Source organism: Candidatus Ruthia magnifica str. Cm (Calyptogena magnifica), from assembly GCF_000015105.1.
Taxonomy (GTDB): domain Bacteria; phylum Pseudomonadota; class Gammaproteobacteria; order PS1; family Pseudothioglobaceae; genus Ruthia; species Ruthia magnifica.
The window spans coordinates 692,462-714,961 of the sequence record NC_008610.1 but is presented as its reverse complement, the minus strand read 5'-3'; the positions used below and the strand labels follow the sequence as shown (position 1 = coordinate 714,961).

At 34.2% G+C, this 22,500-nt stretch carries 31 protein-coding genes and 2 tRNA genes; 27 read left to right on the top strand and 6 right to left on the bottom strand.

Annotated elements, in window-relative coordinates; genetic code table 11:
• Positions 1-13 precede the first annotated feature (13 nt).
• The 4 genes from dnaB to rpsF are packed head-to-tail and all read right to left on the bottom strand — an operon-like array spanning position 14 to position 2,547.
• Complete coding sequence (gene dnaB, locus RMAG_RS03330; protein ID WP_011738034.1) at positions 14-1,459, bottom strand: replicative DNA helicase; 1,446 nt, start codon at positions 1,457-1,459, stop codon at positions 14-16.
• A 30-nt stretch (positions 1,460-1,489) separates the two neighbouring features.
• The gene (gene rplI, locus RMAG_RS03325; RefSeq protein ID WP_011738033.1) at positions 1,490-1,942 is read right to left on the bottom strand and encodes a 50S ribosomal protein L9; all 453 of its coding nucleotides are present in this window, start codon (positions 1,940-1,942) and stop codon (positions 1,490-1,492) included.
• Positions 1,943-1,951: 9 nt separating this feature from the next.
• Positions 1,952-2,206 (bottom strand): 30S ribosomal protein S18, encoded by a 255-nt coding sequence (gene rpsR / locus RMAG_RS03320; protein WP_011738032.1) that lies wholly within the window; start codon positions 2,204-2,206, stop codon positions 1,952-1,954.
• Positions 2,206-2,547 carry a 30S ribosomal protein S6 gene (gene rpsF / locus RMAG_RS03315; RefSeq protein WP_011738031.1) on the bottom strand — a complete coding sequence of 114 codons (342 nt, stop codon included), beginning with the start codon at positions 2,545-2,547 and terminating at the stop codon, positions 2,206-2,208. The genes rpsR and rpsF overlap by 1 nt, the downstream gene beginning before the upstream one ends.
• A 207-nt stretch (positions 2,548-2,754) precedes the next feature.
• Between rpsF and RMAG_RS03310 the strand changes: the two genes are divergently transcribed.
• From RMAG_RS03310 to RMAG_RS03270, 12 genes are all read left to right on the top strand, one after another.
• Complete coding sequence (locus RMAG_RS03310) at positions 2,755-3,354, top strand: transglycosylase domain-containing protein (protein ID WP_340616148.1); 600 nt, start codon at positions 2,755-2,757, stop codon at positions 3,352-3,354.
• 4 nt (positions 3,355-3,358) lie between these two features.
• Positions 3,359-4,018, top strand: a complete 660-nt coding sequence (gene tsaB, locus RMAG_RS03305; RefSeq protein ID WP_011738029.1) for a tRNA (adenosine(37)-N6)-threonylcarbamoyltransferase complex dimerization subunit type 1 TsaB — start codon at positions 3,359-3,361, stop codon at positions 4,016-4,018.
• A 47-nt stretch (positions 4,019-4,065) separates the two neighbouring features.
• Entirely contained in the window at positions 4,066-4,806 is a 741-nt protein-coding gene (locus tag RMAG_RS03300) for a heme ABC transporter permease (protein WP_011738028.1), read from the top strand.
• Positions 4,806-4,982 carry a heme exporter protein CcmD gene (gene ccmD, locus RMAG_RS06140; protein WP_011738027.1) on the top strand — a complete coding sequence of 59 codons (177 nt, stop codon included), beginning with the start codon at positions 4,806-4,808 and terminating at the stop codon, positions 4,980-4,982. The genes RMAG_RS03300 and ccmD overlap by 1 nt, the downstream gene beginning before the upstream one ends.
• Positions 4,976-5,398 carry a cytochrome c maturation protein CcmE gene (gene ccmE / locus RMAG_RS03295; RefSeq protein WP_187145685.1) on the top strand — a complete coding sequence of 141 codons (423 nt, stop codon included), beginning with the start codon at positions 4,976-4,978 and terminating at the stop codon, positions 5,396-5,398. The genes ccmD and ccmE overlap by 7 nt, the downstream gene beginning before the upstream one ends.
• Positions 5,398-5,586: a hypothetical protein gene (locus RMAG_RS06035; RefSeq protein ID WP_235093652.1), complete on the top strand. Its 189-nt coding sequence runs from the start codon at positions 5,398-5,400 to the stop codon at positions 5,584-5,586. The genes ccmE and RMAG_RS06035 overlap by 1 nt, the downstream gene beginning before the upstream one ends.
• Entirely contained in the window at positions 5,565-5,927 is a 363-nt protein-coding gene (locus RMAG_RS06030; protein WP_340616146.1) for a DsbE family thiol:disulfide interchange protein, read from the top strand. The genes RMAG_RS06035 and RMAG_RS06030 overlap by 22 nt, the downstream gene beginning before the upstream one ends.
• Positions 5,928-6,121: 194 nt before the next feature.
• Positions 6,122-6,232: a hypothetical protein gene (locus tag RMAG_RS06260; protein WP_422851287.1), complete on the top strand. Its 111-nt coding sequence runs from the start codon at positions 6,122-6,124 to the stop codon at positions 6,230-6,232.
• Between the two features lie 133 nt (positions 6,233-6,365).
• Positions 6,366-6,441 (top strand) — tRNA-Val (locus RMAG_RS03285).
• Between the two features lie 10 nt (positions 6,442-6,451).
• Positions 6,452-6,528: transfer RNA gene (locus RMAG_RS03280), tRNA-Asp, on the top strand.
• Between the two features lie 159 nt (positions 6,529-6,687).
• Positions 6,688-8,535: a SurA N-terminal domain-containing protein gene (locus RMAG_RS03275; protein WP_011738025.1), complete on the top strand. Its 1,848-nt coding sequence runs from the start codon at positions 6,688-6,690 to the stop codon at positions 8,533-8,535.
• Between the two features lie 228 nt (positions 8,536-8,763).
• Entirely contained in the window at positions 8,764-9,165 is a 402-nt protein-coding gene (locus RMAG_RS03270) for a hypothetical protein (RefSeq protein WP_011738024.1), read from the top strand.
• 164 nt (positions 9,166-9,329) lie between these two features.
• Here the strand turns inward: RMAG_RS03270 and RMAG_RS03265 are convergent, their stop codons facing one another.
• Positions 9,330-10,112 (bottom strand): enoyl-ACP reductase FabI, encoded by a 783-nt coding sequence (locus tag RMAG_RS03265; RefSeq protein WP_011738023.1) that lies wholly within the window; start codon positions 10,110-10,112, stop codon positions 9,330-9,332.
• A gap of 235 nt (positions 10,113-10,347) precedes the next feature.
• Here RMAG_RS03265 and RMAG_RS03260 point away from each other — a divergent pair, with 235 nt between their 5' ends.
• The 15 genes from RMAG_RS03260 to RMAG_RS03190 are packed head-to-tail and all read left to right on the top strand — an operon-like array spanning position 10,348 to position 21,920.
• A complete protein-coding gene (locus tag RMAG_RS03260; protein ID WP_041194924.1) occupies positions 10,348-10,596 on the top strand; it encodes a PucC family protein in 249 nt (82 codons plus the stop codon).
• A gap of 3 nt (positions 10,597-10,599) precedes the next feature.
• Positions 10,600-10,785 (top strand): hypothetical protein, encoded by a 186-nt coding sequence (locus RMAG_RS03255; protein ID WP_024792116.1) that lies wholly within the window; start codon positions 10,600-10,602, stop codon positions 10,783-10,785.
• Positions 10,785-11,000, top strand: coding sequence for a hypothetical protein (locus RMAG_RS03250; protein ID WP_024792115.1), 216 nt, complete (start codon positions 10,785-10,787; stop codon positions 10,998-11,000). Before RMAG_RS03255 ends, RMAG_RS03250 begins: the two co-directional genes overlap by 1 nt.
• A complete protein-coding gene (gene lspA, locus RMAG_RS03245; RefSeq protein WP_011738022.1) occupies positions 10,997-11,455 on the top strand; it encodes a signal peptidase II in 459 nt (152 codons plus the stop codon). The genes RMAG_RS03250 and lspA overlap by 4 nt, the downstream gene beginning before the upstream one ends.
• On the top strand, positions 11,452-12,438 hold the full coding sequence (locus RMAG_RS03240; RefSeq protein WP_011738021.1) for an NAD(P)/FAD-dependent oxidoreductase: 987 nt from the start codon (positions 11,452-11,454) through the stop codon (positions 12,436-12,438). The genes lspA and RMAG_RS03240 overlap by 4 nt, the downstream gene beginning before the upstream one ends.
• Positions 12,431-12,982 (top strand): Lcl C-terminal domain-containing protein, encoded by a 552-nt coding sequence (locus RMAG_RS03235; RefSeq protein ID WP_011738020.1) that lies wholly within the window; start codon positions 12,431-12,433, stop codon positions 12,980-12,982. The genes RMAG_RS03240 and RMAG_RS03235 overlap by 8 nt, the downstream gene beginning before the upstream one ends.
• A complete protein-coding gene (gene recJ / locus RMAG_RS03230; RefSeq protein WP_011738019.1) occupies positions 12,972-14,693 on the top strand; it encodes a single-stranded-DNA-specific exonuclease RecJ in 1,722 nt (573 codons plus the stop codon). The genes RMAG_RS03235 and recJ overlap by 11 nt, the downstream gene beginning before the upstream one ends.
• 31 nt (positions 14,694-14,724) lie before the next feature.
• Positions 14,725-16,623 carry a threonine--tRNA ligase gene (gene thrS / locus RMAG_RS03225; protein ID WP_011738018.1) on the top strand — a complete coding sequence of 633 codons (1,899 nt, stop codon included), beginning with the start codon at positions 14,725-14,727 and terminating at the stop codon, positions 16,621-16,623.
• Positions 16,617-17,150, top strand: coding sequence for a translation initiation factor IF-3 (gene infC / locus RMAG_RS03220; protein WP_081425171.1), 534 nt, complete (start codon positions 16,617-16,619; stop codon positions 17,148-17,150). The genes thrS and infC overlap by 7 nt, the downstream gene beginning before the upstream one ends.
• A gap of 42 nt (positions 17,151-17,192) precedes the next feature.
• The gene (rpmI, locus tag RMAG_RS03215) at positions 17,193-17,390 is read left to right on the top strand and encodes a 50S ribosomal protein L35 (RefSeq protein WP_024792114.1); all 198 of its coding nucleotides are present in this window, start codon (positions 17,193-17,195) and stop codon (positions 17,388-17,390) included.
• A gap of 17 nt (positions 17,391-17,407) precedes the next feature.
• Positions 17,408-17,767 (top strand): 50S ribosomal protein L20, encoded by a 360-nt coding sequence (gene rplT, locus RMAG_RS03210; protein ID WP_011738015.1) that lies wholly within the window; start codon positions 17,408-17,410, stop codon positions 17,765-17,767.
• Positions 17,768-17,789: 22 nt separating this feature from the next.
• Positions 17,790-18,266 carry an outer membrane lipoprotein gene (locus RMAG_RS03205; RefSeq protein ID WP_011738014.1) on the top strand — a complete coding sequence of 159 codons (477 nt, stop codon included), beginning with the start codon at positions 17,790-17,792 and terminating at the stop codon, positions 18,264-18,266.
• Positions 18,267-18,274: 8 nt separating this feature from the next.
• Positions 18,275-19,294, top strand: coding sequence for a phenylalanine--tRNA ligase subunit alpha (pheS, locus tag RMAG_RS03200; protein WP_011738013.1), 1,020 nt, complete (start codon positions 18,275-18,277; stop codon positions 19,292-19,294).
• Entirely contained in the window at positions 19,291-21,633 is a 2,343-nt protein-coding gene (pheT, locus tag RMAG_RS03195; protein WP_011738012.1) for a phenylalanine--tRNA ligase subunit beta, read from the top strand. The genes pheS and pheT overlap by 4 nt, the downstream gene beginning before the upstream one ends.
• Complete coding sequence (locus RMAG_RS03190) at positions 21,633-21,920, top strand: integration host factor subunit alpha (protein ID WP_011738011.1); 288 nt, start codon at positions 21,633-21,635, stop codon at positions 21,918-21,920. The genes pheT and RMAG_RS03190 overlap by 1 nt, the downstream gene beginning before the upstream one ends.
• A gap of 99 nt (positions 21,921-22,019) precedes the next feature.
• Here the strand turns inward: RMAG_RS03190 and RMAG_RS03185 are convergent, their stop codons facing one another.
• Complete coding sequence (locus tag RMAG_RS03185) at positions 22,020-22,490, bottom strand: hypothetical protein (RefSeq protein WP_011738010.1); 471 nt, start codon at positions 22,488-22,490, stop codon at positions 22,020-22,022.
• Between the last annotated feature and the right edge of the window lie 10 nt (positions 22,491-22,500).

Sequence of the window (22,500 nt, the reverse complement as noted above, 5' to 3'; positions counted from 1 at the left end):
GGTAAAGTTTTTATTAAAAAGGCTCTTGGTCAAAATTAGCCATATTATGTGCATAAACTGTGTCTATTTGTTCATCAGTTATGTCGTGAAATTGCTCTTCGTTGGCTAAATTTTCAAATCGTGCATATTCGCCAATAAAAGCTAGTTTGATTAGTCCAGTAGCGCCGTTCCTATGCTTGGCAATTTTTAAATCTGCCTTACCTACCTCTTCTGGATTTGAATAGGTGTCATCATGATATTGTTGGTCGCGATAAATAAAACCAATAATATCAGCATCTTGTTCAATTGAACCTGATTCGCGTAAATCAGACATTTGTGGTATACGACCTTTACCAGCCTTGGGGCGTGATTCAACAGCACGGTTAAGTTGTGACAAAGCAAGTACGGGTATGTTAATTTCTTTGGCTAAGGCTTTAAGAGAACGGGAAATTTCAGAGATTTCTTGTACCCTATTTTCATTTTTTCCATGTACGGTCATCAGTTGTAAGTAATCTACCATAATTAGTGCCAAGTCAGGATATTGGCGTTTTAGTCGCCGACATTTTGCGCGAATTTCTGTTGGTGTAATGGAAGGGGTTTCATCAATAAGAACTGTAGATTTTTCCAAGGCTAATACGGCATGATTAAAGCTATTCCAGTCAGTTTCAGTCATAGTATTGCGTAATTTTGAGCCTTCAATGTGACCAAATGATGAAATCATACGCATTACTAACTGTTCAGTTGGCATCTCTAAACTAAATACTACGACTGGTTTAGGTTCTTTAGCAGTAATAGCAACGTGCTCAATAATGTTCATTGAAAGAGCAGTTTTACCCATAGAAGGGCGTCCAGCAATGATAATTAAATCGCCATTTTGTAAGCCAGAAGTTAATTTATCTAATTCACTAAAACCAGTTTCTAAACCACTTATGCTGCTAGATTCTTGCATTTCGTGTACGTGATTGACAACATCTTTAATAATGTCTCTTACATTAGTAATGTTTTGTTTTCCACGAGTCACTTGTTCAGCAATTTCAAATATTTTTTTCTCAGAAAAATCAATAAGCTCCTGAACTTCAATTTCTTTTGGATGATAGGCAGTGTCAGCAATTTCGTGACTAACAACAATCAGTTGACGATAAACGGATAATTCGCGTACGTGTTTAGCATATGCTTCAATGTTAGAAATACTAGGGGTATTTTCAGCAATTTGAGCTAAATAGACAAAGCCACCAATGGTTTCTTCAGAGCCTATTTTTTTAACTTGTTCTTTAACTGTGAGAATGTCAGCAGGTTGCTCGTGTTGTAATAGAATGGTAATGGCATTAAAAATAATTCTATGCGAGGCATTGTAAAAATCTGCCTCGGTCAAAATATCTGCGACACGATCCCATGCTTCATTGTGTAGCAATAAGCCACCTAAAACAGATTGTTCTGATTCAATTGAATTGGGTGGTATTTTGACGTTTTTGGTATTCATTGGCTTTTAAAGTACCTTTTAGTTGGCTTTTTATGCTTCTTGAAAGCCCTCAATAACAACTTTAATACTCACCGTAATATCTGTATGTAAATCAACACTGATTTCATATTTACCTGTATGGTGAATTGTCTCGGGCATGTTAATATTACGCTTTTCAACTTCAAAACCGCTTGCTGCAAGGCTTATTTGAATATCACTGGTATTGATAGAACCAAACAATTTGCCCTCTTCCCCTGCATTGGCTTGAATGGTACAAACAGTACCTGTCATCTTACTCTCAATCACTTGTGCATTTTTAAGTATTTTAGCTTCGCTAGCCTGTAGTTCGGCTTTAATTAATTTAAATTTAGCCAAGTTTGTTTTAGTTGCGGGCTTAACTTTACTTCGAGGAATTAAAAAGTTACGAGCATAGCCCGCCTTAACATTGGCTAAATCGCCTAAGTCGCCTAATTTTTGAATTTTTTCTAATAAAATTACTTGCATGATAGACTCCTACTTTTTGTGTTTGTCAGTATAAGGAATAAGGGCTAAAAATCTAGCTCTTTTAATGGCAGTTGTTAGTTGACGTTGAAATTTGGCACTGGTGCCTGTCATTCTTGATGGTGTAATTTTTCCACTTTCATTAATGTTTTTAAGCAGTGTATCAACATCTTTATAATCAATTCTTGTAATACCTGCTGCCGTAAAACGGCAAAAAGTGTTAATTTTAATTTGAGGTCTGCGTTTTCTTTTTACTTGCTTGGCCATTATGATCTCCCCTTTTCTTTGTCTTTATTAGCCATCATTATCGAAGGTGTGGTGATTACTCCATCTTCAGAAATGATTAAATTTCGAAGAATAGCATCGTTAAAACGAAAATTATAATTAAGCTTATCAAGTACCTCTTGATCGCATTCAATGTTCATCATTAAGTAATGTGCTTTATAAATTTTTTTGATTGGGTATGCTAAATGTTTACGCCCCCAGTCTTCTTTTCTGTGAATTTTACCACCACCAGTAGTGATGATTTCTTTGTACTTCTCCATCATTGTGCCTACCTGAGCTGATTGATCAGGGTGGACAATAAGTGTAATCTCATAATGTCTCATGAGTTGTGTCTCCTTATGGTTATATAGTAACTTGGAACACTGCGCTCTCAAGCAAGGAAGGGGGAATTTTATACTAGTTATTTGTTTTTAACAATCGTTTAACGATGTATATTGAGTGAATTTTGTTAAAATTCAGCTAATTTTACTATTTTGTTTAAACAATTAACTATTACAAAATTTTTCATCACTCTAATTTTACTAAGTGCAGTGATTTTTGTCGTGTATTTAAACCATTTAAGCCAGTTGCTTTATGATGCGTTCTCTTATAATACAAGCACAAATGCTTTGAGTTTTGAGCAACAACCAAAATCGATGATTAATATGCTTTTACTGGTGGAAGACCAATCATTTTTTAAACATCCTGGTGTAGATTTTAAAGAAATTATTAGAGTTGTTCGTGACTATATATTTTATGACAAGCCACTTCGCGGTGCGAGCACCATAACGATGCAGTTAATCAAAAATACCTTGTTAAATAGAGAACGAAGTTTAGGGCGAAAAGTTAAAGAAGCATTGATGGCATTATTATTAGAACATTCGTTTGATAAAAAATTCATACTCAATCGTTATATAAATACTGTATATTTAGGTCAAAAAGGCAATATAAGTATTAATGGTTTTACCAATGCTACTCGGTTTTATTTTAATAAAAAATTGGCATTGTTATCCTTAGAAGAAATGGCTATGCTCGTGGCTTTGGTTAAAGGTCCTGATTATTATCATCCAGTTAGACATTCGTTAAGATTACTTAAACGTAAGCAATTGGTTTTATCTATCTATCAGAAGTTTGAGAAAATTGTAAAATAGCAAAATGATGAATTTATTGGCAATTGATACATGTACTGATACGTGTTCAGTGAGTCTGCACACTCAAGATAAAATATTTTCTCGTTTTGTTCAAGGTGTGGAGAAAAGTTCAAGTCTAATATTATCACTTTGTGATGAGGTTTTTAAAGCGGGCCAATTATCACCATCTGCCTTGGGTGGTATTATTTACACCAAAGGCCCTGGTTCTTTTACAGGAGTTAGGATGTGCGTTAGTGTAGTTCAGGGTATATCATTGGCACATGATATTCCTACAATAGGGTTTTCAACACTTGAGTTACTTGGATTTGGTGCGTTTAAAAAATACAATACTAACAAGATTGCCATTGCATTTGATGCGCGTATGAATGAGATATATTGGGGTATTTATCAAAACCAAGTTTTATCTAAGGAAAGTTTACAAAAGCCTAATGAGGTGGACATACTTGGAAAAGATTTTATTGGCGTGGGTAGTGGATGGGGTGCTTATGAAAATGAGCTTATTCAACAAACAGGCATTAGTACTTATATTGCCGATTTTTATCCAAAAGCTGAAAACCTTATAGCACTTTACTTAGTCCATATTAACAACAACATTAATTTTAGCAATAAGTTAGCATTGCCAACTTATTTACGTAATAATGTTGCGCATAAGTCGCTAAAATAATGTGTTTATCAAAGGTCTCAAGTTTAAATAACTAACAGGATTGGTTTATGTGGAAATGGATTAAAGCGTTTGCTTCGCCTAAAAACTTTTATCAAATTAGTCAAAAAATCATCCCTTGGTTTTTATTTCCTTTCATTGTTTTAACACTGATTGGTTTGTACTGGGGATTGATTGTTGCACCTATTGATTACCAGCAAGGTGAGATTTATCGTATTATGTTTATTCATGTGCCTGTTGCATGGATGAGTATGTTTATTTATTTGGTATTGGTGATTTCTGGCGGTATTGGCTTAATTTGGCAAATTAAATTAGCATATGTAATTGCTAAAGTGTCAGCACCCATTGGGACGGCGTTTACTTTTTTAGCTTTGATTACTGGTGCAGTTTGGGGTAAGCCGATGTGGGGTGCTTGGTGGGTGTGGGATGCACGCCTAACTTCAGAGTTGATTTTGCTGTTTTTATATTTGGCTTATATGTCACTTAATAATGCATTTGACAATCCTAAAACCGCATCTAAGGCCTCTTCAGTATTGGCCCTTGTGGGCTTGATTAATTTACCTATTATTCATTATTCGGTTAAGTGGTGGAATACATTACACCAAGGTGCATCAGTCAGTATTAATAAAGTGGCTATTCAAGATGCTAATATGTTGATTGCATTATTATTAATGGGCGTAGCATTTAAGTTTTTATATGGCACGCTTATGTTGATGAGGGCTAGAGACGAGGTATTGGTGACAGAGCAAAACTCTAGTTGGGTTAAAAAAATAATTATGGAGCATAGATAGTGATCTTAGCAGAATATTTTTCTTTTCTTCCGTATGGAAAGTACGCTTTTTATATTTGGTTTTCTTATTTGACAACCTTGATTGTGATTGCAACTTTATTTATACGCACGCACTCTATTCACAAAAATGCAATCAAACAGTTACGTATTAAATATTTAAGAGAGAGGCAATCATGACAAAACGACAAAATAGAATGACATTGGTTGCTTTATTGGTAATAGGTGTGAGTTTGACAGGTTATTTAGGCTTAAAAGCCTTTAACGAAAATTTATTGTACTTTTTTTCTCCTACTGATGTTACCGAAGGCAAAGCCCCAAAAGGTAAGAGTTTTCGTTTAGGTGGTATGGTCGCTAAAAATAGTGTTAAGCGTGACGGTGTTAAAGTTACGTTTGATGTCACCGATTATGTCAACACCTTTCGTGTTAATTATTCAGGAATTTTGCCTGATTTATTTAAAGAAGGTCAGGGTATTATTACAACTGGTTCTTTAATTAATGGTATTTTCATAGCAACTGAAGTGCTCGCCAAGCATGATGAGAGCTACATGCCACCAGAAGTGGCCGATGCATTAGAAAAAGCTAAAAATAAATAATGAAAAAATTTCTACCTTTAGTTTTATTTGTTGTATTAGCTGTATTTTTATATATAGGTCTTGGACTTAATCCTAAAAAATTGCCTTCGCCTTTGATTGGTAAAACATTTCCAAATTTACAAGTTGAAGACTTTAATACTGCTGAAATTTATGCTATTCAAGATAAATTAAAAAAAAAATATCTTTAGTTAATATTTGGGCTTCTTGGTGTGTTACTTGTAGAGTAGAACATGAAATGCTCATGCAAATAGCCAAAACTAATTCATTGCAAATATTGGGAATCAATTACAAAGACACCAAAAATGATGGCAATATCTTTTTAACTAGACTTGGCAATCCGTATGATTCGATTGTATTTGACCAATTAGGTAAACTTAGCCTTGAGTTAGGCGTCTATGCCACACCTGAAACTTTTATTATCGACCAGCAAGGTATTATTCGTTTTAAGTGTGTTGGTGAATTAACGCCACGAATTTGGGAAAGGCAGATCTTGCCACTAATTAGCCAACTAAAAAATAGTACAAGATAAAAATTTAGTATATTTTTTATCAAGATCCATTGACAGTTCTGATATTTAATAAATAATTTAAGTTTAATTTAAAGCTTGATGTTTTTTAAATAAAAATAAGGTTCATATACAAAAGAATAAATCAGATTTAGTTGTAGAAATTGCACAAATTTTCAATTTAACAAAAGTAGATGCAAGCTTATGTATTGAATGCAATGATAGACGTAATTACCTCAGTATTAGCCAGTAGCGATAATATAGCTATTACAGATTTTGGCAGTTTTGTTATTCGTGATCATACAACGTATACTACTCGTAATTCTTAAACAGGCGAAGTAATCCAAATTGAGACTTCTAAGTCTGCATTTAAAACAGATAAATTACTTAAAGAATCGGTTAATTCTTAGAATTTTTTTAAGTATAATTCGTTCGGTACTTCGTATAATGGATATATTTTTTGGGCGCTTAGCTCAGTTGGTAGAGCATCGCTCTTACAAGGCGAGGGTCACAAGTTCAAATCTTGTAGCGCCCACCAAAAAAATTTCGGAGCGGTAGCTCAGCTGGTTAGAGTGCCTGCCTGTCACGCAGGACGTCGCGGGTTCGAACCCCGTCCGCTCCGCCATAATTTTTCTTTGTTATGGTTTCCGATTTGTCCAACATCCGAATTTTAAAAACATAACAAACCCATGTAGAATACAAATATTTTCGTTTATAATTCTCGTTTTTTATTAAATAAACGGTTTTTAGATTATTAATCAATTAACCGTTAACACACATCATTATGCTAGGTTCAATTAGAAACAAAACCAAGGGCTGGGTCGCTTATTTAATTGTTGGTTTAATTACCATTCCTTTTGTTTTATTCGGTATTAGTGAATACTTCACTGGTGTTTCAAATATTGTTATTGCTTCTGTTGATGGTGTTGACATCTCAAAAGCAGAATTTCTTGCAAAATTTAATCCGCAAAAAAGACGCTTACAACAAGAGCTGGACAAAAAATATGACACAGAATTTGATGCCATGTTAAAGCAATCCATTCTTAATCAAATGATTGATAAATATTTGCTTGAGCAATTATCTAACGAATTGTCGTATGAAACAACTGCCAATGAACTTAATACTATTATTCAAGCCAATAATTTATTCAAAAAAAAAGGGCGATTTTCATTAGAAAAATATAAGCAATTATTAAGACTCAATGGTTATACAACAATAAAATATGAGGCGATAAAGTTACAAGAATTAACCGAAACTCAAATTAAATACAATTTATTAGATTCTGCTTTCGTAATACCAACAGAACTTGCGAAATTACAAAAGTTGAATGATCAACAACGACAATTCAGTTATATTGCTATTCACGCTGATGATTACGTTAAAGAAGTTAAGGTTGATGTGCAAAGTGTCAAAAATTTTTATAATAATAAAAAAGCGTTATTTTTCGCACCAGAGCAAGTAAAAATAGAATTTGTTGAGTTGTCATTAAATAAAATTTCAAAAAATATTAAAGTAAGTGATGATGAATTGTTTAATTTTTATAAAGATGAGCAAGAGCGTTTTACTAGAGAGGAAGAAAGACAAGCGCAACATATTTTGCTTGAAGATAAATCAACTGCACAAAAAGTTATTGCCCTATTAAACAATGGTGGTAAATTTGCTAAACTTGCTGAGCAATACTCTCAAGATACGGCTTCTAAAGCTAACGCAGGAGATTTAGGCTTTTTTACTCGTGGTGTTATGTTGCCAGAATTTGAGAAAAAAGTATTTGCAATGAAACTTAACGAGGTTAGTGATTTAGTTAAATCTGAGTTCGGTTATCATATTATTAAACTTAACAATATTAAAGTCAAAACACTTAAACCATTTGATGCGGTTAAATCAGAATTACTTGATTTATACACTCAAACACAAGCACAAAAAGTGTTTTACAGTTTAACTGAACAATTAACCCACTTGGCTTACGAGGTAAATTTAGAGGAAATTGTTGATCAAATGAATTTAAAGCTTCAAGTGAGTGATTTTTTTGACAGGAAGAATACTCAATTAAACCAAAAAATTGTTGTTACTGCATTTAGTGATACGGTTCTTAACAAAGGTGAAAACTCAGAAATTTTAGAATTATCAAAAAATAAATTAATGGTTATTCGTGTACGAGAAAAATTAGCACAAAGACAAAAATCCTTTATTGAAGTTAAAGATGAAATTAATGCACATTTAATGACACTACTGGCTAAAATTTTTGTTGATAATCTTGCCAAGAATGTTGTTGATTTATTGGTTCATAATGATAAAGATACACTTAAAAAATTAATGAATAAGAATAAACTTAAATGGAATCATGTTGATTGGGTGAAACGAGATTCCAGCAAAGTTAAGATGGCCATTATCAATAAAGTGTTTGCATTGGCTAAGTCAACTAATGGTAATTTTAGCTATAGCGCTCAAGATTTGGATGAAAGTAATGTGGTTATAATTAAATTATTAGGTGTTAAAACGACAGATACAAAGACAGTTAATACCACTCTTGAAAGGTCTTTATTAATTTTTGAATCAAATGAGATATTTGCAAATATCCTTGAAACGCTTAAATCTCAAGCAAAAATTAAAATTTTTAGTAGAAATTTATAATCTAGAATTATTTATTTTTAACTATTAAAATATAGTATTCCTTTAATTTAAAAAATAATTTATAGCGAATTTTGTGAAAATTGTCAAGGTTTTTAGGCTTTTGCCATTATACAGTTCAAGCATTGCCAAAACTATTCTGATAGATGTTTACAATACGACAGGTAATATTGAAACTAAATAATATACTCTTATGAACAGTATTATCAAAGATGTCACGGGTTAAAGGTATTGGAAATTTTTTTTCTTGGTAAAAGAATAGGTGGCTTGTCATCAATATTTGCTAAATTAGGACTTTTATATTTAGCAAAAGACCAAATGATTAAATTAATATTGCACATGATATTGTTATCTGATTCAGTATTTACAGGACATGAAGAGCTTTTAATTGAACGTGTTAATGCGAAATTTTCATATGTTTGGTTAGTTTTGATAAAACTATTAGAACCAGAGTCTATCATTACAAGCCAGCTTACTTACAGCATTGTTATTTTGCGCTTAATGAATGTTATTATAAATCCGATAAATTTTTTTAAATTATGCCATTTTTCTATTAAGGATTACAGTAATAGAAGGGGCACATATACTTTAATGATTACCATGTCACCAATTAGACTCTTATCATTGGTTTAAACGAATGAAAAACGTATGGCTATTTTTCGTTGGCAAGAAGGCATAAAAAGTATTTTAAAACAAGTAAAAGTCAATATCATAGAGTACCTTTAAAAACAATCCTTTGTTAGTCTCTATAGGTTTTTAGAGGCAGGGTTTATTTGATTAGTGGTTGTTTTTATTTATTAGTTTGGGCCTTTGTCATAAAAGTTATAACCAGAATCAACATAAGTTATTTCGCCAGTGATGCCTGAGGCTAAATCAGAACACAAGAATGCAGCAGCATTGCCCACTTCTTCAGTGGTTACGTTGCGTTTAAGTGCGGAACTATCTGCAGCATAATCAAGCAGTTTGCCAAAATCCTTAATGCTAGATGCCGCTAAAGTTTTAATTGGCCCTGATGAGACTGCATTAACGCGAATGCCTCTTTCAGGCCCTAAGGCTGCCGCCATATAACGAACATTAGCTTCAAGTGAAGCCTTTGCCACACCCATTACATTATAATTTGGAATGGCGCGGATACTACCTAAATAACTGACTGTTAATAAAGCGCCATTGTCATTAAGCATGGAATAAGCGGCTTTTGCAAGTGCAGTAAAGCTGTATGAACTAATATCATGTGCCGTGGCAAAATTTTCACGAGTAGTTGCTTGGATGTAGTTACCATCTAACGCTTTACGCGGTACAAATGCAACTGAATGAATGATGATATCAAAATTATCCCAATGAGTTTTTAATCTTTTAAGGGTTTTTTCAATACCTTCATCACTAGCAACATCACATTCAATAACAATGGTTGATTGGCAAGCTATAGCGCATTTATCAACCCGTTTTTTAAGCTTTTCGTTTTGATAAGTAAGTGCGATTTCACAGCCTTGATTAGCCATTGCTTGTGCAATTCCCCAAGCAATAGAGCGATTTGATGCAACACCAACAATAAGTGCTTTTTTCCCAGTTAAGAAGCCCATAAATCTCCAATTTTGTTTTTGATAAAAAATAAATTATAACCTACACAACACCTATAATACCTAACTGTTTCTTACTATTATTATTTTACAAATGTTAGATATTTTCTTAACGCCCATTCGAATGCTTAGAATGGGCTATATCCTGCTATTATTGATTTATTTTTCTTATGGTAGTAGTGTTTTTACTGCCATTGCTGAGAATTTTGGGTGAAGAATGCTTTAGACATGTCAGCATTTGACTTGGCCGAGCTTGTTGTATGGACTGACGGTTCCATGGACTGTTAAGATGATTTTTGGACAGATGGTTGATAGTATTAAAATTTTTGGATCTAATCGAAAGTCTTATGTTTATATAGGTGCTATTCTAATTACACTGAGTTCTGTACTTATGATTGCTGTTGTCGGTGATTACGTTATTGTGCAGGGTAAAAAGTTTATTTATGTGGTTGCCAGTATCATCACTATAGTAGGATTTATTATATAAGATGTGGCTGCTGATAAATCTCAAAGTCAGGATAAAATCAATCAAGAACTTGCTACTATTCAGGTTTTCGCAAGATTTTCATTAGGTGTGGCCATCTCTTCACCTTTTAATTATATATCCCAAGTGTTTATGTTAACGTTAGTGGCTATTCATGCTCCAGAAGGAGAAAAGGCACTTGGTTTGCCTTGATGACAAGTTTGATGAATATTGCACTTACCGCTGGTGGTTTACTCACTAAATATTTAAACAAATTTTTTGTTGTTAGTAAAGAAATTATTACAAACGGTGTTATAACTAGTGTACAAAATTACAGAAAGCTCGGTAGTTTACTTTGGATTGTTATTGGTGTATGGTTTGTGATACCCATTGCTGTTATATTAAAATTTAACCCAAATAAAGCGTGAAAATAAAACATTATTTTTTATTAGTTGCACTACTAGTTGTCTTTGACCAGTTAACAAAATTATTGGCTTGTGAATATTTAAGCATTGGCAACTCAATTGCCATTAATGAATTTTTGTCGCTTACTTTTACTCGTAATTACGGTGCATCATTTAGTTTTTTGGCTGACAGTGGCGGTTGGCAGCGTTATTTTTTATCAAGTGTTTCTGCGATTGCCAGTATTGTTATTAGTGTTTTGATATTAAAAACATCTTTAAAGCATCAGTTAAAACTTGTCAGTTTGGTGTTGATTTTGTCAGGTGCGATTGGCAATATGATTGACCGAATTGCCAATAGCTTTGTTGTTGATTTTATTGATCTTTACTATGCTGGATTTAATTACCCAATTTTTAATTTTGCTGATATTTTTATCAGTGTTGGCGTGGTGGTGTTGATTATAGTGGATTGGAAAAAATGAGTGATTGTTTAGTGATTGGTGGCGGTGTTATTGGTATGATGAGTGCAAGAACGCTAGTAATGGCAGGTGCTAGTGTTACCTTGTTAGACCAACGTGAGTGTGGTAAAGAATCATCTTGGGCGGGTGGTGGTATTATTAGTCCATTGTACCCTTGGCATTATGATGATTTGACCAATGAATTAAGTTTTGCTTCACAATTGGTTTATGCAGACTTATGTTTGCAAATTTTTGAAGACACAGGCATTGACGCTCAATATCTAAAATCTGGCTTGCTGATGATGGATGAATATGATTTGCCTCTGGCAATACAATGGATAAATAAATACAATATTTATTACCAACATCATGCTGATGGTGTATTGTTTGCTAATATCGCCCAGGTTCGAAATCCAAGATTATTAAAAGCCTTAAAGGTTGATATTTTGAATAAAGGGGTGAATATCATTGAACATATTCAAGCAAATGATTTATTGATAAAAGACAATCAAGTGATTGGTGTGAAAACCAAAAATAAAGATTATTTTGCACAGGACGTTATTGTTTGTTCTGGTGCATGGAGCTCAAAGTTGCTGAGACTTACTGATGAGGTTTTTCCGATGAAAGGACAAATGATTGTTCTAAAATCAACTAAGGACGTGGTAGAAAATATTGTGCTAGATCAAGGTAGGTACATTATCCCAAGGGCAGATGGGCGAATACTGGTGGGTTCCACTATGGAAAATGTTGGTTTTGATGGTCGTATTGATATTGGTGTGCAAAAATTACTTCATGAATTCGCCTATCAAAGGTTTCCAGCTTTACTTAATGCGAAAATTGAATATCAGTGGTCTGGCTTTAGACCGGCAAGCCTTTCTGGTAAAGTTATACTAGGTAAGCATGAGCAATTTGAGCATTTATTAATAAATACTGGGCATTTTAGTAATGGCTTAAATATGGCACCTGCCAGTGCAGATAAAATTAAACAGCTGATTATCAATGCATAAAATAATCGCTTTTTTGTCATTCTTTGCTTGTGTTTCAATTGTGAATGCGCAGTTAATTAGGGTTTCAGCGCAAGGGAATATTCTTGAAAACGAATTTAAAAATCATCGGTGTGTACTTGACCAGCATTCTAAATTGGTATGGGAGGTCAAATTAAGCGATAAAGGATTACAAGATACGAATAACACTTATACTTGGTTTGATGGTAAATCAGGGGTTGATAATGGCGATTATAGCCATCATTGCCACTGGGGTAAAAACTGCAATACTCAGGCGTTTATTAATGCGTTAAATACAGTTAAGTTATGTAAACAAAGTGCTTGGCGTTTACCCAGTGAGTCAGAATTGAGAACTTTATTGATTTATGGTGATAATGACTTGCTTATCAATCCAGATTTTTTTCCAAACACCAAACGCAAATCTTATTGGAGCGCGGACGAGCAAGATGTTAATATTGCGATTGATTTACCATTTTTTTATGGTGGTAGTAAAAGTTCTGACAAATCTTTTGATGCTCATATTCGAGCAGTGAGTGATGCTTACTAGAATAATAGATCAAAATTTACTTGATTCATATTCAGATGACATTCCCACTTTTTTAAAGAAAATTTACGCCGCTCGTGGTATTAATGAGTCGCATTTGTCTTTGAATCTTATCCATCTTTTAAAACCTAATTTTCTCCAACTAGATGTTGCACTTGTTTTACTTGAGCAAGCCCTACTTAATCAAAAACGTATTTTAATTGTTGGCGATTTTGATTGTGATGGGGCAACTGCATCTGTTGTAGCAGTTAAGTCATTACGTATGATGGGAGCAAAGTTTGTTGATTTCTTAGTGCCTAATCGTTTTGAACATGGTTATGGCTTGAGTGAAGAGATTGTAAAATTAGCCATTCAAGAAAAACAACCAGATTTGATCATCACAGTTGACAATGGAATTTCAAGTTTTGACGGAGTAAAACTGGCAAAATCATCAAATATTCAGGTGATTATCACTGATCATCACTTACCCAGTAAGACTCTGCCACAAGCAGATATCATTATCAATCCCAATCTTAAAGGCTGTGAGTTTTTAAGCAAAAATTTAGCAGGTGTTGGCGTGTGTTTTTACTTGTTTTCAGCTTTTAAAACTCATTTGATTAAGTGTAATTATTTTACCAATTATAAAATTACCCCGCCAGATTTGCGAAATATGTTGGATTTAGTTGCACTTGGTACAGTAGCTGATGTGGTAAAACTTGACCAAAATAATAGAATTTTGGTCAACCAAGGCGTTAAACGCATTCAACAAAAAAAATGCGCTCCAGGTATTTTGGCACTACTGGAAATCTCAAATCGACCAAGTGCAACCTTACGTGCTAGTGATTTAGGTTTTTCAGTCGCACCACGCCTAAATGCAGCTGGGCGTTTGAATGATATTTCTCGTGGTATTAAATGCTTGCTAACTGAAGATATTAATGATGCTAGGCGCTATGCTCAAGAGTTAGAAGCGTTCAATCAACAGCGCAAACAAGAACAAGCTCGCATGCAAGACCAAGCACAAGCTATTGTTGATGCGCAAGAATTATCTATTACACAAGAAAATATGAGTAGTGATAGGTTTGCCATTAGTTTATTTGATCCCTCTTGGCATGAGGGTATTATCGGTATTGTAGCTGGTAAACTTAAAGAGGATTATCATTGTCCAGTTGCGATATTTGCCCAGTCTGATAGTGACTTAAAAGGCTCTATTCGCTCTATTCCAAGTGTACATATTAAAGATTTATTAGATTTATTAGATAGGCAAAACCCTGATTTAATTTTAAAATTTGGTGGCCATGCCATGGCAGCAGGATTGAGTATCAAACCTGAAAATTTCACTGATTTTAAGCAAGCTTTTGAAAATGTTATTCAAACTCATCTAGATAATCGAATGCCTAAAGTTGAGTTACTAACTGATGGCGAATTAGAAGCATTTGACTTGTCTTTAGACAATGCACAATTATTAGTCGATGCTGGACCTTGGGGTCAAGGGTTTGACGAACCAATTTTTTATGGTGAGTTTGAAATTATTGAGCAAAAAATAGTTGGCGAAAAACACCTAAAATTTCTCTTGAAACTTAAAGGTAATACTCAAGTATTTGACGCTATTGCATTTTTTCAACCACCATTGTTATCCATGCAAGCTTTAGTGGCTTATAAATTATCCATTAATAGTTGGCGAGGTAGTATTTCATTACAACTAATGATTGAGCAAATAAACATATTATCAAGGTAAAATACAGCCTTTTTATTTTCATATTCTTGTAATGCCAATTATTACTCTTCCAGACGGGACTCAAAAAATATTTGAGCAAGTAGTTAGCGTGACACAAGTAGCAAAGTCTATTGGTTTGAGCCTGGCTAAAGCTGCATTGGCTGGTGAGGTTGATGGCCAGTTGGTTGATACTTCGTTTTTAATCAAAACAGATGCTAATCTTGCGATTATTACAGCGAATGATGACAAAGGGCTTGAGATTATTCGCCACTCTACAGCGCACTTATTGGCACAAGCCACGCAAATGCTTTACCCAAAGGCGCAAGTGACAATTGGACCTGTGATTGACAATGGTTTTTATTATGATTTTGTATATAAAGATGGTTTTTCAGAGAGTGATTTAGCTAAAATTGAAAAAAATATGCACAAACTGGTTAAACAAAATCTTAAAATTGAAAGATTTGAAATGAGTCGTAATGAGGCGATACAATTTTTTAAAGATAAGGGCGAGTACTATAAGACTGAAATTATTGAATCAATTCCTGCGGGCCAAACACTGTCTTTGTACAAGCAAGGGAATTTTATTGACCTTTGTCGTGGGCCACATGTGCCTTTGACTGCTAAGTTAAAAGCTTTTAAATTAATGAAATTAGCAGGTGCTTACTGGCGTGGCGACTCTAATAATGAAATGTTACAACGTGTGTATGGTACAGCTTGGGCTACCAAGCAAGATTTAGAAGAACACTTACACAGATTGGAAGAAGCCTCAAGACGCGACCATCGTAAAATTGGTAAAATTCAAGATTTATTTCACATACAAGAAGAAGCACCTGGCATGATATTTTGGCACGCTAAAGGCTGGACATTATGCCAATTGATTGAGCAATATATGCGTGGTATTTTCAAAGACAATGACTATCAAGAAGTGCATACACCACAATTAATTGATAAAAGCCTTTGGGAAAAGTCAGGTCATTGGGAAAAATTTGGCGATACTATGTTTACTACTAGCTCTGAAAATCGTGATTATGCAGTGAAACCCATGAATTGTCCTGCACATATCCAAATTTATAATCAAGGCTTAAAATCTTATCGTGATTTACCACTACGCTTGGCAGAGTTTGGTTCGTGCCATCGTAATGAGCCTTCAGGTACGTTGCATGGTATTATGCGTGTACGTAATTTTGTACAAGATGATGGCCATATTTTTTGTACGCCTGAGCAAATTCAAGTTGAGGTTTCAACCTTTATTGATTTGACTTTTGCTGTGTATAAGCATTTTGGTTTTGATAAAGTTGATATCAAACTTTCAACTCGTCCAGAAAATCATGTGGGTTCAGATGAGGTATGGGATAAGGCTGAAGCAGCGTTAGCAGAAGCACTTGATGCCAAAGTCATTAAATGGGAATTTCAAAAAGGCGAAGGTGCATTTTATGGACCTAAAATTGAGTTTGTATTAAAAGATTGCCTAGAACGACAGTGGCAGTGTGGTACTTTGCAAGTAGATTTTTCTATGCCAGAACGCTTGGATGCACAGTTTATTGATGAAAATAATATAAAACAAACCCCTGTTGTCTTACATCGTGCAATTTTAGGTTCTCTAGAGCGATTTGTGGGTATTTTGATTGAACATTATGAGGGCGCGTACCCTTGTTGGTTGACGCCTATCCAAGCAGTTGTTATTAATATTTCTGGAAAACAGGCAGATTTTGTTATTGATATAACTAAAAAGTTAAAAAAACAAGGACTTAGAGTCATTTCGGACTTGCGAAATGAGAAGATAGGCTTTAAAATACGCGAGCATTCATTACAACGTTATCCTTATATTTTAATAGTTGGTGATCGTGAGATGGAAAAAGATCAAATTTCAGTGCGACAACGTGGTGGTAAAGATTTAGGTGTAATGAGTATTGAAGCTTTTGTAGAAAAGATAAACCAGGAGATATTATAAAAAAAACAAATAAAATAAAAACTCGAATTAATGATGCCATTAGAGTAGCAGAAATTCGATTGATTGACGCCAAAGGTGAGCAGCTTGGTATTGTTAATATCGATATTGCGAAGCAAAAAGCAACGCAGGCTGAATTAGATTTAGTAGAGGTTTCCCCGAATGCTCAGCCACCTGTTTGCAAAATTATGGATTTTGGTAAATTTCTTTATGAATTAAAGCAACAAAAGAAGGAAGCTAAAAAGAAACAAAAAAGAAACACAGTTAAAACCATTAAGTATCGTCCAGGTACTGAAGAGAGCGATTATCAAATTAAATTTAAGAATTTGGTGAAATTTTTAGACAATGGTGACAAAGTTAAAGTTAGTATTTGGTTTCGTGGTCGCGAAATACAACACAAAGAGCTGGGCATGGAAATGTTAGACAGAATTGAAAAGGATACAGAAGAATTTGCCAATGTAGAACAAAAGGCAAAATTAGAGGGTCGTCAGCTGGGCATGATGCTGGCGCCTAAATCAAAGAAAAAGTAAGACTTAAAAGTTTGATAGGGTGGACAATAAAAGGAGTAAATGATGCCAAAGTTAAAAACCAATAAAGGAGCTGCAAAACGCTTTAAAAAAACTGCCAGTGGTGGTTATAAATGTAAACACTCTCACCTACGTCATATTTTGACCAAGAAGAGTTCTTCTAGAAAACGTAATTTACGCGCACCAGACATGGTTGAGAAAGCCGATGTAGCAATGGTTCGTAAAATGTTACCCTATAGTTAATTTGGGAGCATAAGAAAATGGCAAGAGTATCAAGAGGTGTGCAAGCGCACGCTAAACATAAGAAAATTTTAAAGAAAGCTAAAGGTTATTATGGCGCAAGATCTAAAGTATATCGCGTCGCTAAACAAGCGGTTATTAAAGCAGGACAATATGCGTATCGTGATCGTCGTCAAAGACGTCGTAAATTTCGCAGACTTTGGATTGTGCGTATTAATGCTGAGGCACGTAATAACGGTTTAAGTTATTCAAGAATGATTGATGGTATAAGCAAAGCAGATATTGAAATTGATCGTAAAGTTTTATCAGACATTGCTATTTTTGATAAAACGGCATTTGCAAAAATTGCAGATCAAGCAAAACAGGCTTTAGTTGTATAATAAATAATAATAGGAGCTAAATATGAAGAATAAAATTGTCTTTTTAGCGTTATCCATTATATTTCTTTCATCTTGTCAATCGTCAATGAATCGATTTACCCAAGATGAAAGAGGTGCAAATACTTATTCTTCTACCGAAATTGGTCAATTGTCTAGTGTATTAGAAGGGCGTATTATTTCTATTAAACCTATTATATTATCTGGTTCTAAAGCTTTAGGCTCTGGTGTTGGTACGGCCTTAGGTGTTTCTGTTTCTACAAGTACAGTGGGTGGTAAAAGAGATAAAATACCTGCTGCTATTGTAGGTGGTTTATTTGGTGCTATGGTGGGTCGAATTATTGAAGAAAATGTAACTACTGAAACTGGATTTGAATTTTTGATTAAGTTGAGTAGTGGGCAAATCAAATCTTTTGTGCAAAAATCTCAACAAGAGTTAAGAGTAGGCGATCAAGTTTATGTTACTTATGGTGAACAAACAGTGCGTTTGACACGTCAATAATTTGGTTAATGGTTGTGATAGAGGCTATTCTTGATAGAGCTAAGATCTTTATTGAAAAAGCACAAGATCTTCAAGATCTTGAAGATTTAAGAACCAATGTTTTAGGCAAAAAAGGTGAACTAACTACCTTATTAAAAGGTCTAGGTAAACTTTCAAAAGAGCAGCGTCCTAAAATGGGCGAAGCCATTAACCAGATTAAAGTTAATATACAAGTATTACTAGCTGATAAAAAAAATAATTTAGAACTTATTGCATTAGAAAAGCGTTTTTTGGCAGAAAAAATTGATGTGTCTTTACCAGGGAGACATGCTGAAATGGGCGGGTTACATCCAATCACAATAACGCTTAATCGTATTCAATCTCTATTTGTAAAAAATAGTTTTGAAGTGGTACTGGGTCCTGAAATAGAAGACAATTTTTATAATTTTACCGCGCTTAATATTCCCGAACATCATCCGGCACGTGCTATGCATGATACGTTTTATTTTGATAAAAATACGGTATTAAGAACGCACACATCCCCTGTGCAAATTCGCACGTTGGAAAAACAAAAACCACCAGTGCGTATCATTGCACCTGGGCGGGTTTATCGTCGTGATTTAGATATTACACACACCCCTATGTTTCACCAGGTTGAAGGTTTGATTGTTGATAAACATGCAAATTTTGCACAACTTAAGGGTTTATTGATTGATTTCTTGCGTGCTTATTTTGAAAAAGAAGTATTGAAAGTACGCTTTCGTCCTTCATATTTTCCATTCACTGAGCCATCTGCAGAAGCTGATATTGAATGCGTTATTTGTAGTGGTAAAGGCTGTCGAGTTTGTAAAAAAATGGGTTGGCTTGAGGTATTAGGTTGTGGTGTTGTTCATCCTAATGTATTATCATCAGTCAATATTGACTCAGAAGTTTATACCGGATTGGCATTTGGTATAGGGATTGAGCGTTTGGCAATGTTGCGTTATGGTGTGAATGATTTACGTCTTTTTTTTGAAAATGACAGTCGTTTTTTACGGCAATTTAGATGAATATTTTATCAAATTGGTTGCGTGAATGGGTTAATCCTAATGTAACTGATGAAGCATTAGCAGAACAATTAACTATGGCAGGGCTTGAAGTTTATGGTATTGTGCCTATTGCATTAGCTTTTAAAGGTGTTGTAGTGGGTCAGATTATTTCTTGTGATAAACATCCTGATGCTGACAAACTAAATTTGTGCCAAGTTGATGTGGGTGAGGCTGAAAATTTACAAATTATTTGTGGCGCTAAAAACATTCGTTCAGGCTTAAAAGTGATTGTTGCTACGGTTGGTGCTAAGTTTCCAGGTGGTGTTAAGATTAAAAAAACCAAATTTAAAGGTGTTGAGTCGTTTGGTATGATTTGCTCAGAATCTGAATTAGGTATGGCTGAGCTTGAAGATGATGCACCCATTGGACAGAATATTAAAACGTATTTAAATCTTGATGATCATGTTATTGAATTAGATATTACACCTAATCGTGGTGATTGTTTTTCAGTTTTAGGTGTTGCACGTGAAGTGAGTGCTCATTATAATTTGGCTTTTGATTTGCCAGAATTTGAAGTATTTACACAAGGTGATTGTGTCATTGGTGCTAGTGTTAGCGATACGCAAGCTTGTCCAAAGTATTTAACAAGAACCATTATAGGTATTGACAATACAGTTAAAACATCCAAGTGGATGGCTGATAAATTAGTACACTCTGGTCAACAACTTCATTCCCCTGTGGTTGATATTATCAACTTTGTTTTGTTAGAGTTGGGTCAGCCAATGCATGCGTTTGATTTGTCAAAGTTAACAGGTGATATTAAAGTCAGAATGGCAAAATCTGGTGAACAACTTGAATTATTGAATGAAACCACACTAAAGTTAAAAGAAGATACTTTAGTCATTGCTGATAGTGATTCAGTGCTTGCTATTGCAGGTGTTATGGGTGGTATGACTAGCTCTATTAAAAATAATTCTAGCAATATTTTATTAGAAAGTGCTTTTTTTGAGCCAGTATTTATTGCAGGAAAGGCCAGAAGTTATGGCTTACATACCGAGTCATCCTTGCGTTTTGAGCGTGGTGTGGATTTTAATATAACTGAGTTGGCAATGGATCGTACCACACAACTTATTGTTGAAATTTGTGGTGGTCAAGCAAGTAAAGTTAATGCTTGTATTGATAAGAACGCATTGCCAGAATTAAAGCCAATTACGATCAGCCAAGAAAAAATTAAAAAGATTTTAGGTCTTGAGTTAGATGCCAAATGGATTGAACAAAAATTTATTAATCTTGGATTTGAAATATCACAACAAACCAATAATTCATGGACCATTATCCCTCCAAGTTTTAGATTTGATATTCGCATTCCTGTTGATTTAATTGAAGAATTGGCAAGGCTATATGGCTATGATAAATTACCCGTTCAAAAACTGTCTTTAGAATCCAACATTAGTACCACTTCTGAGACTAATGTTGACCAGTATGATATTATGCAAAGCTTGGTTAATCGCGGTTATCAAGAAGTCATTACCTATAGTTTTATTTCTGAAAAGTATCAAAATTTAATCAGCCCAGATACAAAAAAAATCAGGCTTTCAAATCCAATTTCAGCTGATATGTCAATCATGCGCTCCTCACTTATATCAGGCTTATTACAAACAGTAGAATCTAACCAAAGGCGCGGACATACGGATGCTAGATTTTTTGAAATTGGTCTGTGTTTTGATGGTATTAAGACAGATAAACAATCTAATAAATTAGCCGCTATTGTCACAGGTAATCGCTTTGATGCACAGTGGTCGTCTGATTTACAGCCTTTAGATTTTTTTGACATTAAAGCTGATTTGGAATCATTACTGGCATTAACAAATGCTGAATTTTCCTTTGAAACAGCACAACACGCAGCTTTACAAAAAGGGCAAACAGCCAAAATTATATTAAATAGTGAGCAAGTAGGTTGGATAGGTGCGCTATCACCAATGGTGCAAAAACAATTATCATTATCTAAATGTTATCTGTTTGAAATTGACTTGGTCAGTATAAAATCTCGTAATATTGCTCAATATAAAGCACTTTCACCGTACCAACAATCTGGGCGTGATATTGCTTTGGTGCTTGATGAAGCTGTGCCTGTGGCTGAATTAATTCAAAGTGTTAAAGCCATGCAGCAGCAATATTTTGTTGATGTTAACTTGTTTGATGTTTACATAGGAGGAGTGGTTGAGTCAGGCAAAAAAAGTGTTGCACTTAGTTTAACTTATCAATCATTAGAAGGAACATTAACAGAGGCCCAACTTAATGCTAAAGTTGATGAAGTACTGGTGTTAATGCAAGCTCAATATTCAGCCATACTCAGATAATGTCAATTACTAAAAAAGATATTGCCAGTGCATTGGTAAAAAGTATGGACATAACCCATGTTCAAGCATTGGCAATTACGCATGATTTTTTTGATCAAATCAAACAAACTCTAGCCTCTGGAGAGTCAGTAAAGCTATCTAGTTTTGGTAACTTTGTTATTAGAGAGAAATCTTCCAGACCAGGCAGGAATCCTAAAACTGGCGAATTGGTTGAAATTTTAGCCAGGAAAGTAGTAGTATTTAAATCAGGATTAAAGCTTAAATCAGCTACTCAAAAAGGAGAATAATCGTAAACGTATCTTAAAAAGTGTAAGTTACAGTGCTAAAATTTTACCAATATTTTAGAATTGCTTGTTAATCTATAAGTGATATTTATAAACTATATGTCAATCACTTATAGCCGACATAAAACCTTTTAATACTGGCATTATCTTGTTAATAATTTCTTGATTTTTATCAGTATTGTTCACATGACCTTCGATAGTTTTTTTTGTCTCTTGCAAGGTTGTGTTGTAATCATCATCAAATTCAAAATTAATAAAATAAAAGCCTTTGACTTTATTTCTAACAGATCTAACTGATATAAAGTCAGTTTCCCAGGCGAGTTCTGCTTGATAGATAGCGTCTGAATTTGCTGTATATTTTTGTAGCAAAACAAGGGTTGAGCCAAAATGAAAAATAAAGTGACTTGCACTGCAATTTGATGCAGGCTTTGTATTTAACTCGCCACTTTGAAGTGCATTAGCAATTTGTTTAAGTTGAGGGTTGTTAAGTTGGATATATTTTGCATCTAAATATTCTTTAATATTATAATTAGGATAATTATTTTTTAAAAATTCAACAAGTCTTTTGAGCATGGTTATAACG

Excerpts from the sequence above, each read along its gene's own strand:
- RMAG_RS03250 (WP_024792115.1), top strand. The coding sequence starts at position 10,785 with ATGACAAGTTTGATGAATATTGCACTTACCGCTGGTGGTTTACTCACT.
- RMAG_RS03240 (WP_011738021.1), top strand. The coding sequence starts at position 11,452 with ATGAGTGATTGTTTAGTGATTGGTGGCGGTGTTATTGGTATGATGAGT.
- thrS (WP_011738018.1), top strand. The coding sequence starts at position 14,725 with ATGCCAATTATTACTCTTCCAGACGGGACTCAAAAAATATTTGAGCAA.
- recJ (WP_011738019.1), top strand. The coding sequence starts at position 12,972 with ATGCTTACTAGAATAATAGATCAAAATTTACTTGATTCATATTCAGAT.
- pheS (WP_011738013.1), top strand. The coding sequence starts at position 18,275 with ATGGTTGTGATAGAGGCTATTCTTGATAGAGCTAAGATCTTTATTGAA.
- RMAG_RS03275 (WP_011738025.1), top strand. The coding sequence starts at position 6,688 with ATGCTAGGTTCAATTAGAAACAAAACCAAGGGCTGGGTCGCTTATTTA.
- RMAG_RS03190 (WP_011738011.1), top strand. The coding sequence starts at position 21,633 with ATGTCAATTACTAAAAAAGATATTGCCAGTGCATTGGTAAAAAGTATG.
- RMAG_RS03205 (WP_011738014.1), top strand. The coding sequence starts at position 17,790 with ATGAAGAATAAAATTGTCTTTTTAGCGTTATCCATTATATTTCTTTCA.
- RMAG_RS06260 (WP_422851287.1), top strand. The coding sequence starts at position 6,122 with ATGATAGACGTAATTACCTCAGTATTAGCCAGTAGCGATAATATAGCT.
- rplT (WP_011738015.1), top strand. The coding sequence starts at position 17,408 with ATGGCAAGAGTATCAAGAGGTGTGCAAGCGCACGCTAAACATAAGAAA.
- RMAG_RS06035 (WP_235093652.1), top strand. The coding sequence starts at position 5,398 with ATGAAAAAATTTCTACCTTTAGTTTTATTTGTTGTATTAGCTGTATTT.
- RMAG_RS03265 (WP_011738023.1), bottom strand. The coding sequence starts at position 10,112 with ATGGGCTTCTTAACTGGGAAAAAAGCACTTATTGTTGGTGTTGCATCA.
- RMAG_RS03300 (WP_011738028.1), top strand. The coding sequence starts at position 4,066 with ATGTGGAAATGGATTAAAGCGTTTGCTTCGCCTAAAAACTTTTATCAA.
- rpmI (WP_024792114.1), top strand. The coding sequence starts at position 17,193 with ATGCCAAAGTTAAAAACCAATAAAGGAGCTGCAAAACGCTTTAAAAAA.
- rplI (WP_011738033.1), bottom strand. The coding sequence starts at position 1,942 with ATGCAAGTAATTTTATTAGAAAAAATTCAAAAATTAGGCGACTTAGGC.
- rpsF (WP_011738031.1), bottom strand. The coding sequence starts at position 2,547 with ATGAGACATTATGAGATTACACTTATTGTCCACCCTGATCAATCAGCT.
- pheT (WP_011738012.1), top strand. The coding sequence starts at position 19,291 with ATGAATATTTTATCAAATTGGTTGCGTGAATGGGTTAATCCTAATGTA.
- rpsR (WP_011738032.1), bottom strand. The coding sequence starts at position 2,206 with ATGGCCAAGCAAGTAAAAAGAAAACGCAGACCTCAAATTAAAATTAAC.
- RMAG_RS03235 (WP_011738020.1), top strand. The coding sequence starts at position 12,431 with ATGCATAAAATAATCGCTTTTTTGTCATTCTTTGCTTGTGTTTCAATT.
- dnaB (WP_011738034.1), bottom strand. The coding sequence starts at position 1,459 with ATGAATACCAAAAACGTCAAAATACCACCCAATTCAATTGAATCAGAA.
- tsaB (WP_011738029.1), top strand. The coding sequence starts at position 3,359 with ATGATGAATTTATTGGCAATTGATACATGTACTGATACGTGTTCAGTG.
- RMAG_RS03185 (WP_011738010.1), bottom strand. The coding sequence starts at position 22,490 with ATGCTCAAAAGACTTGTTGAATTTTTAAAAAATAATTATCCTAATTAT.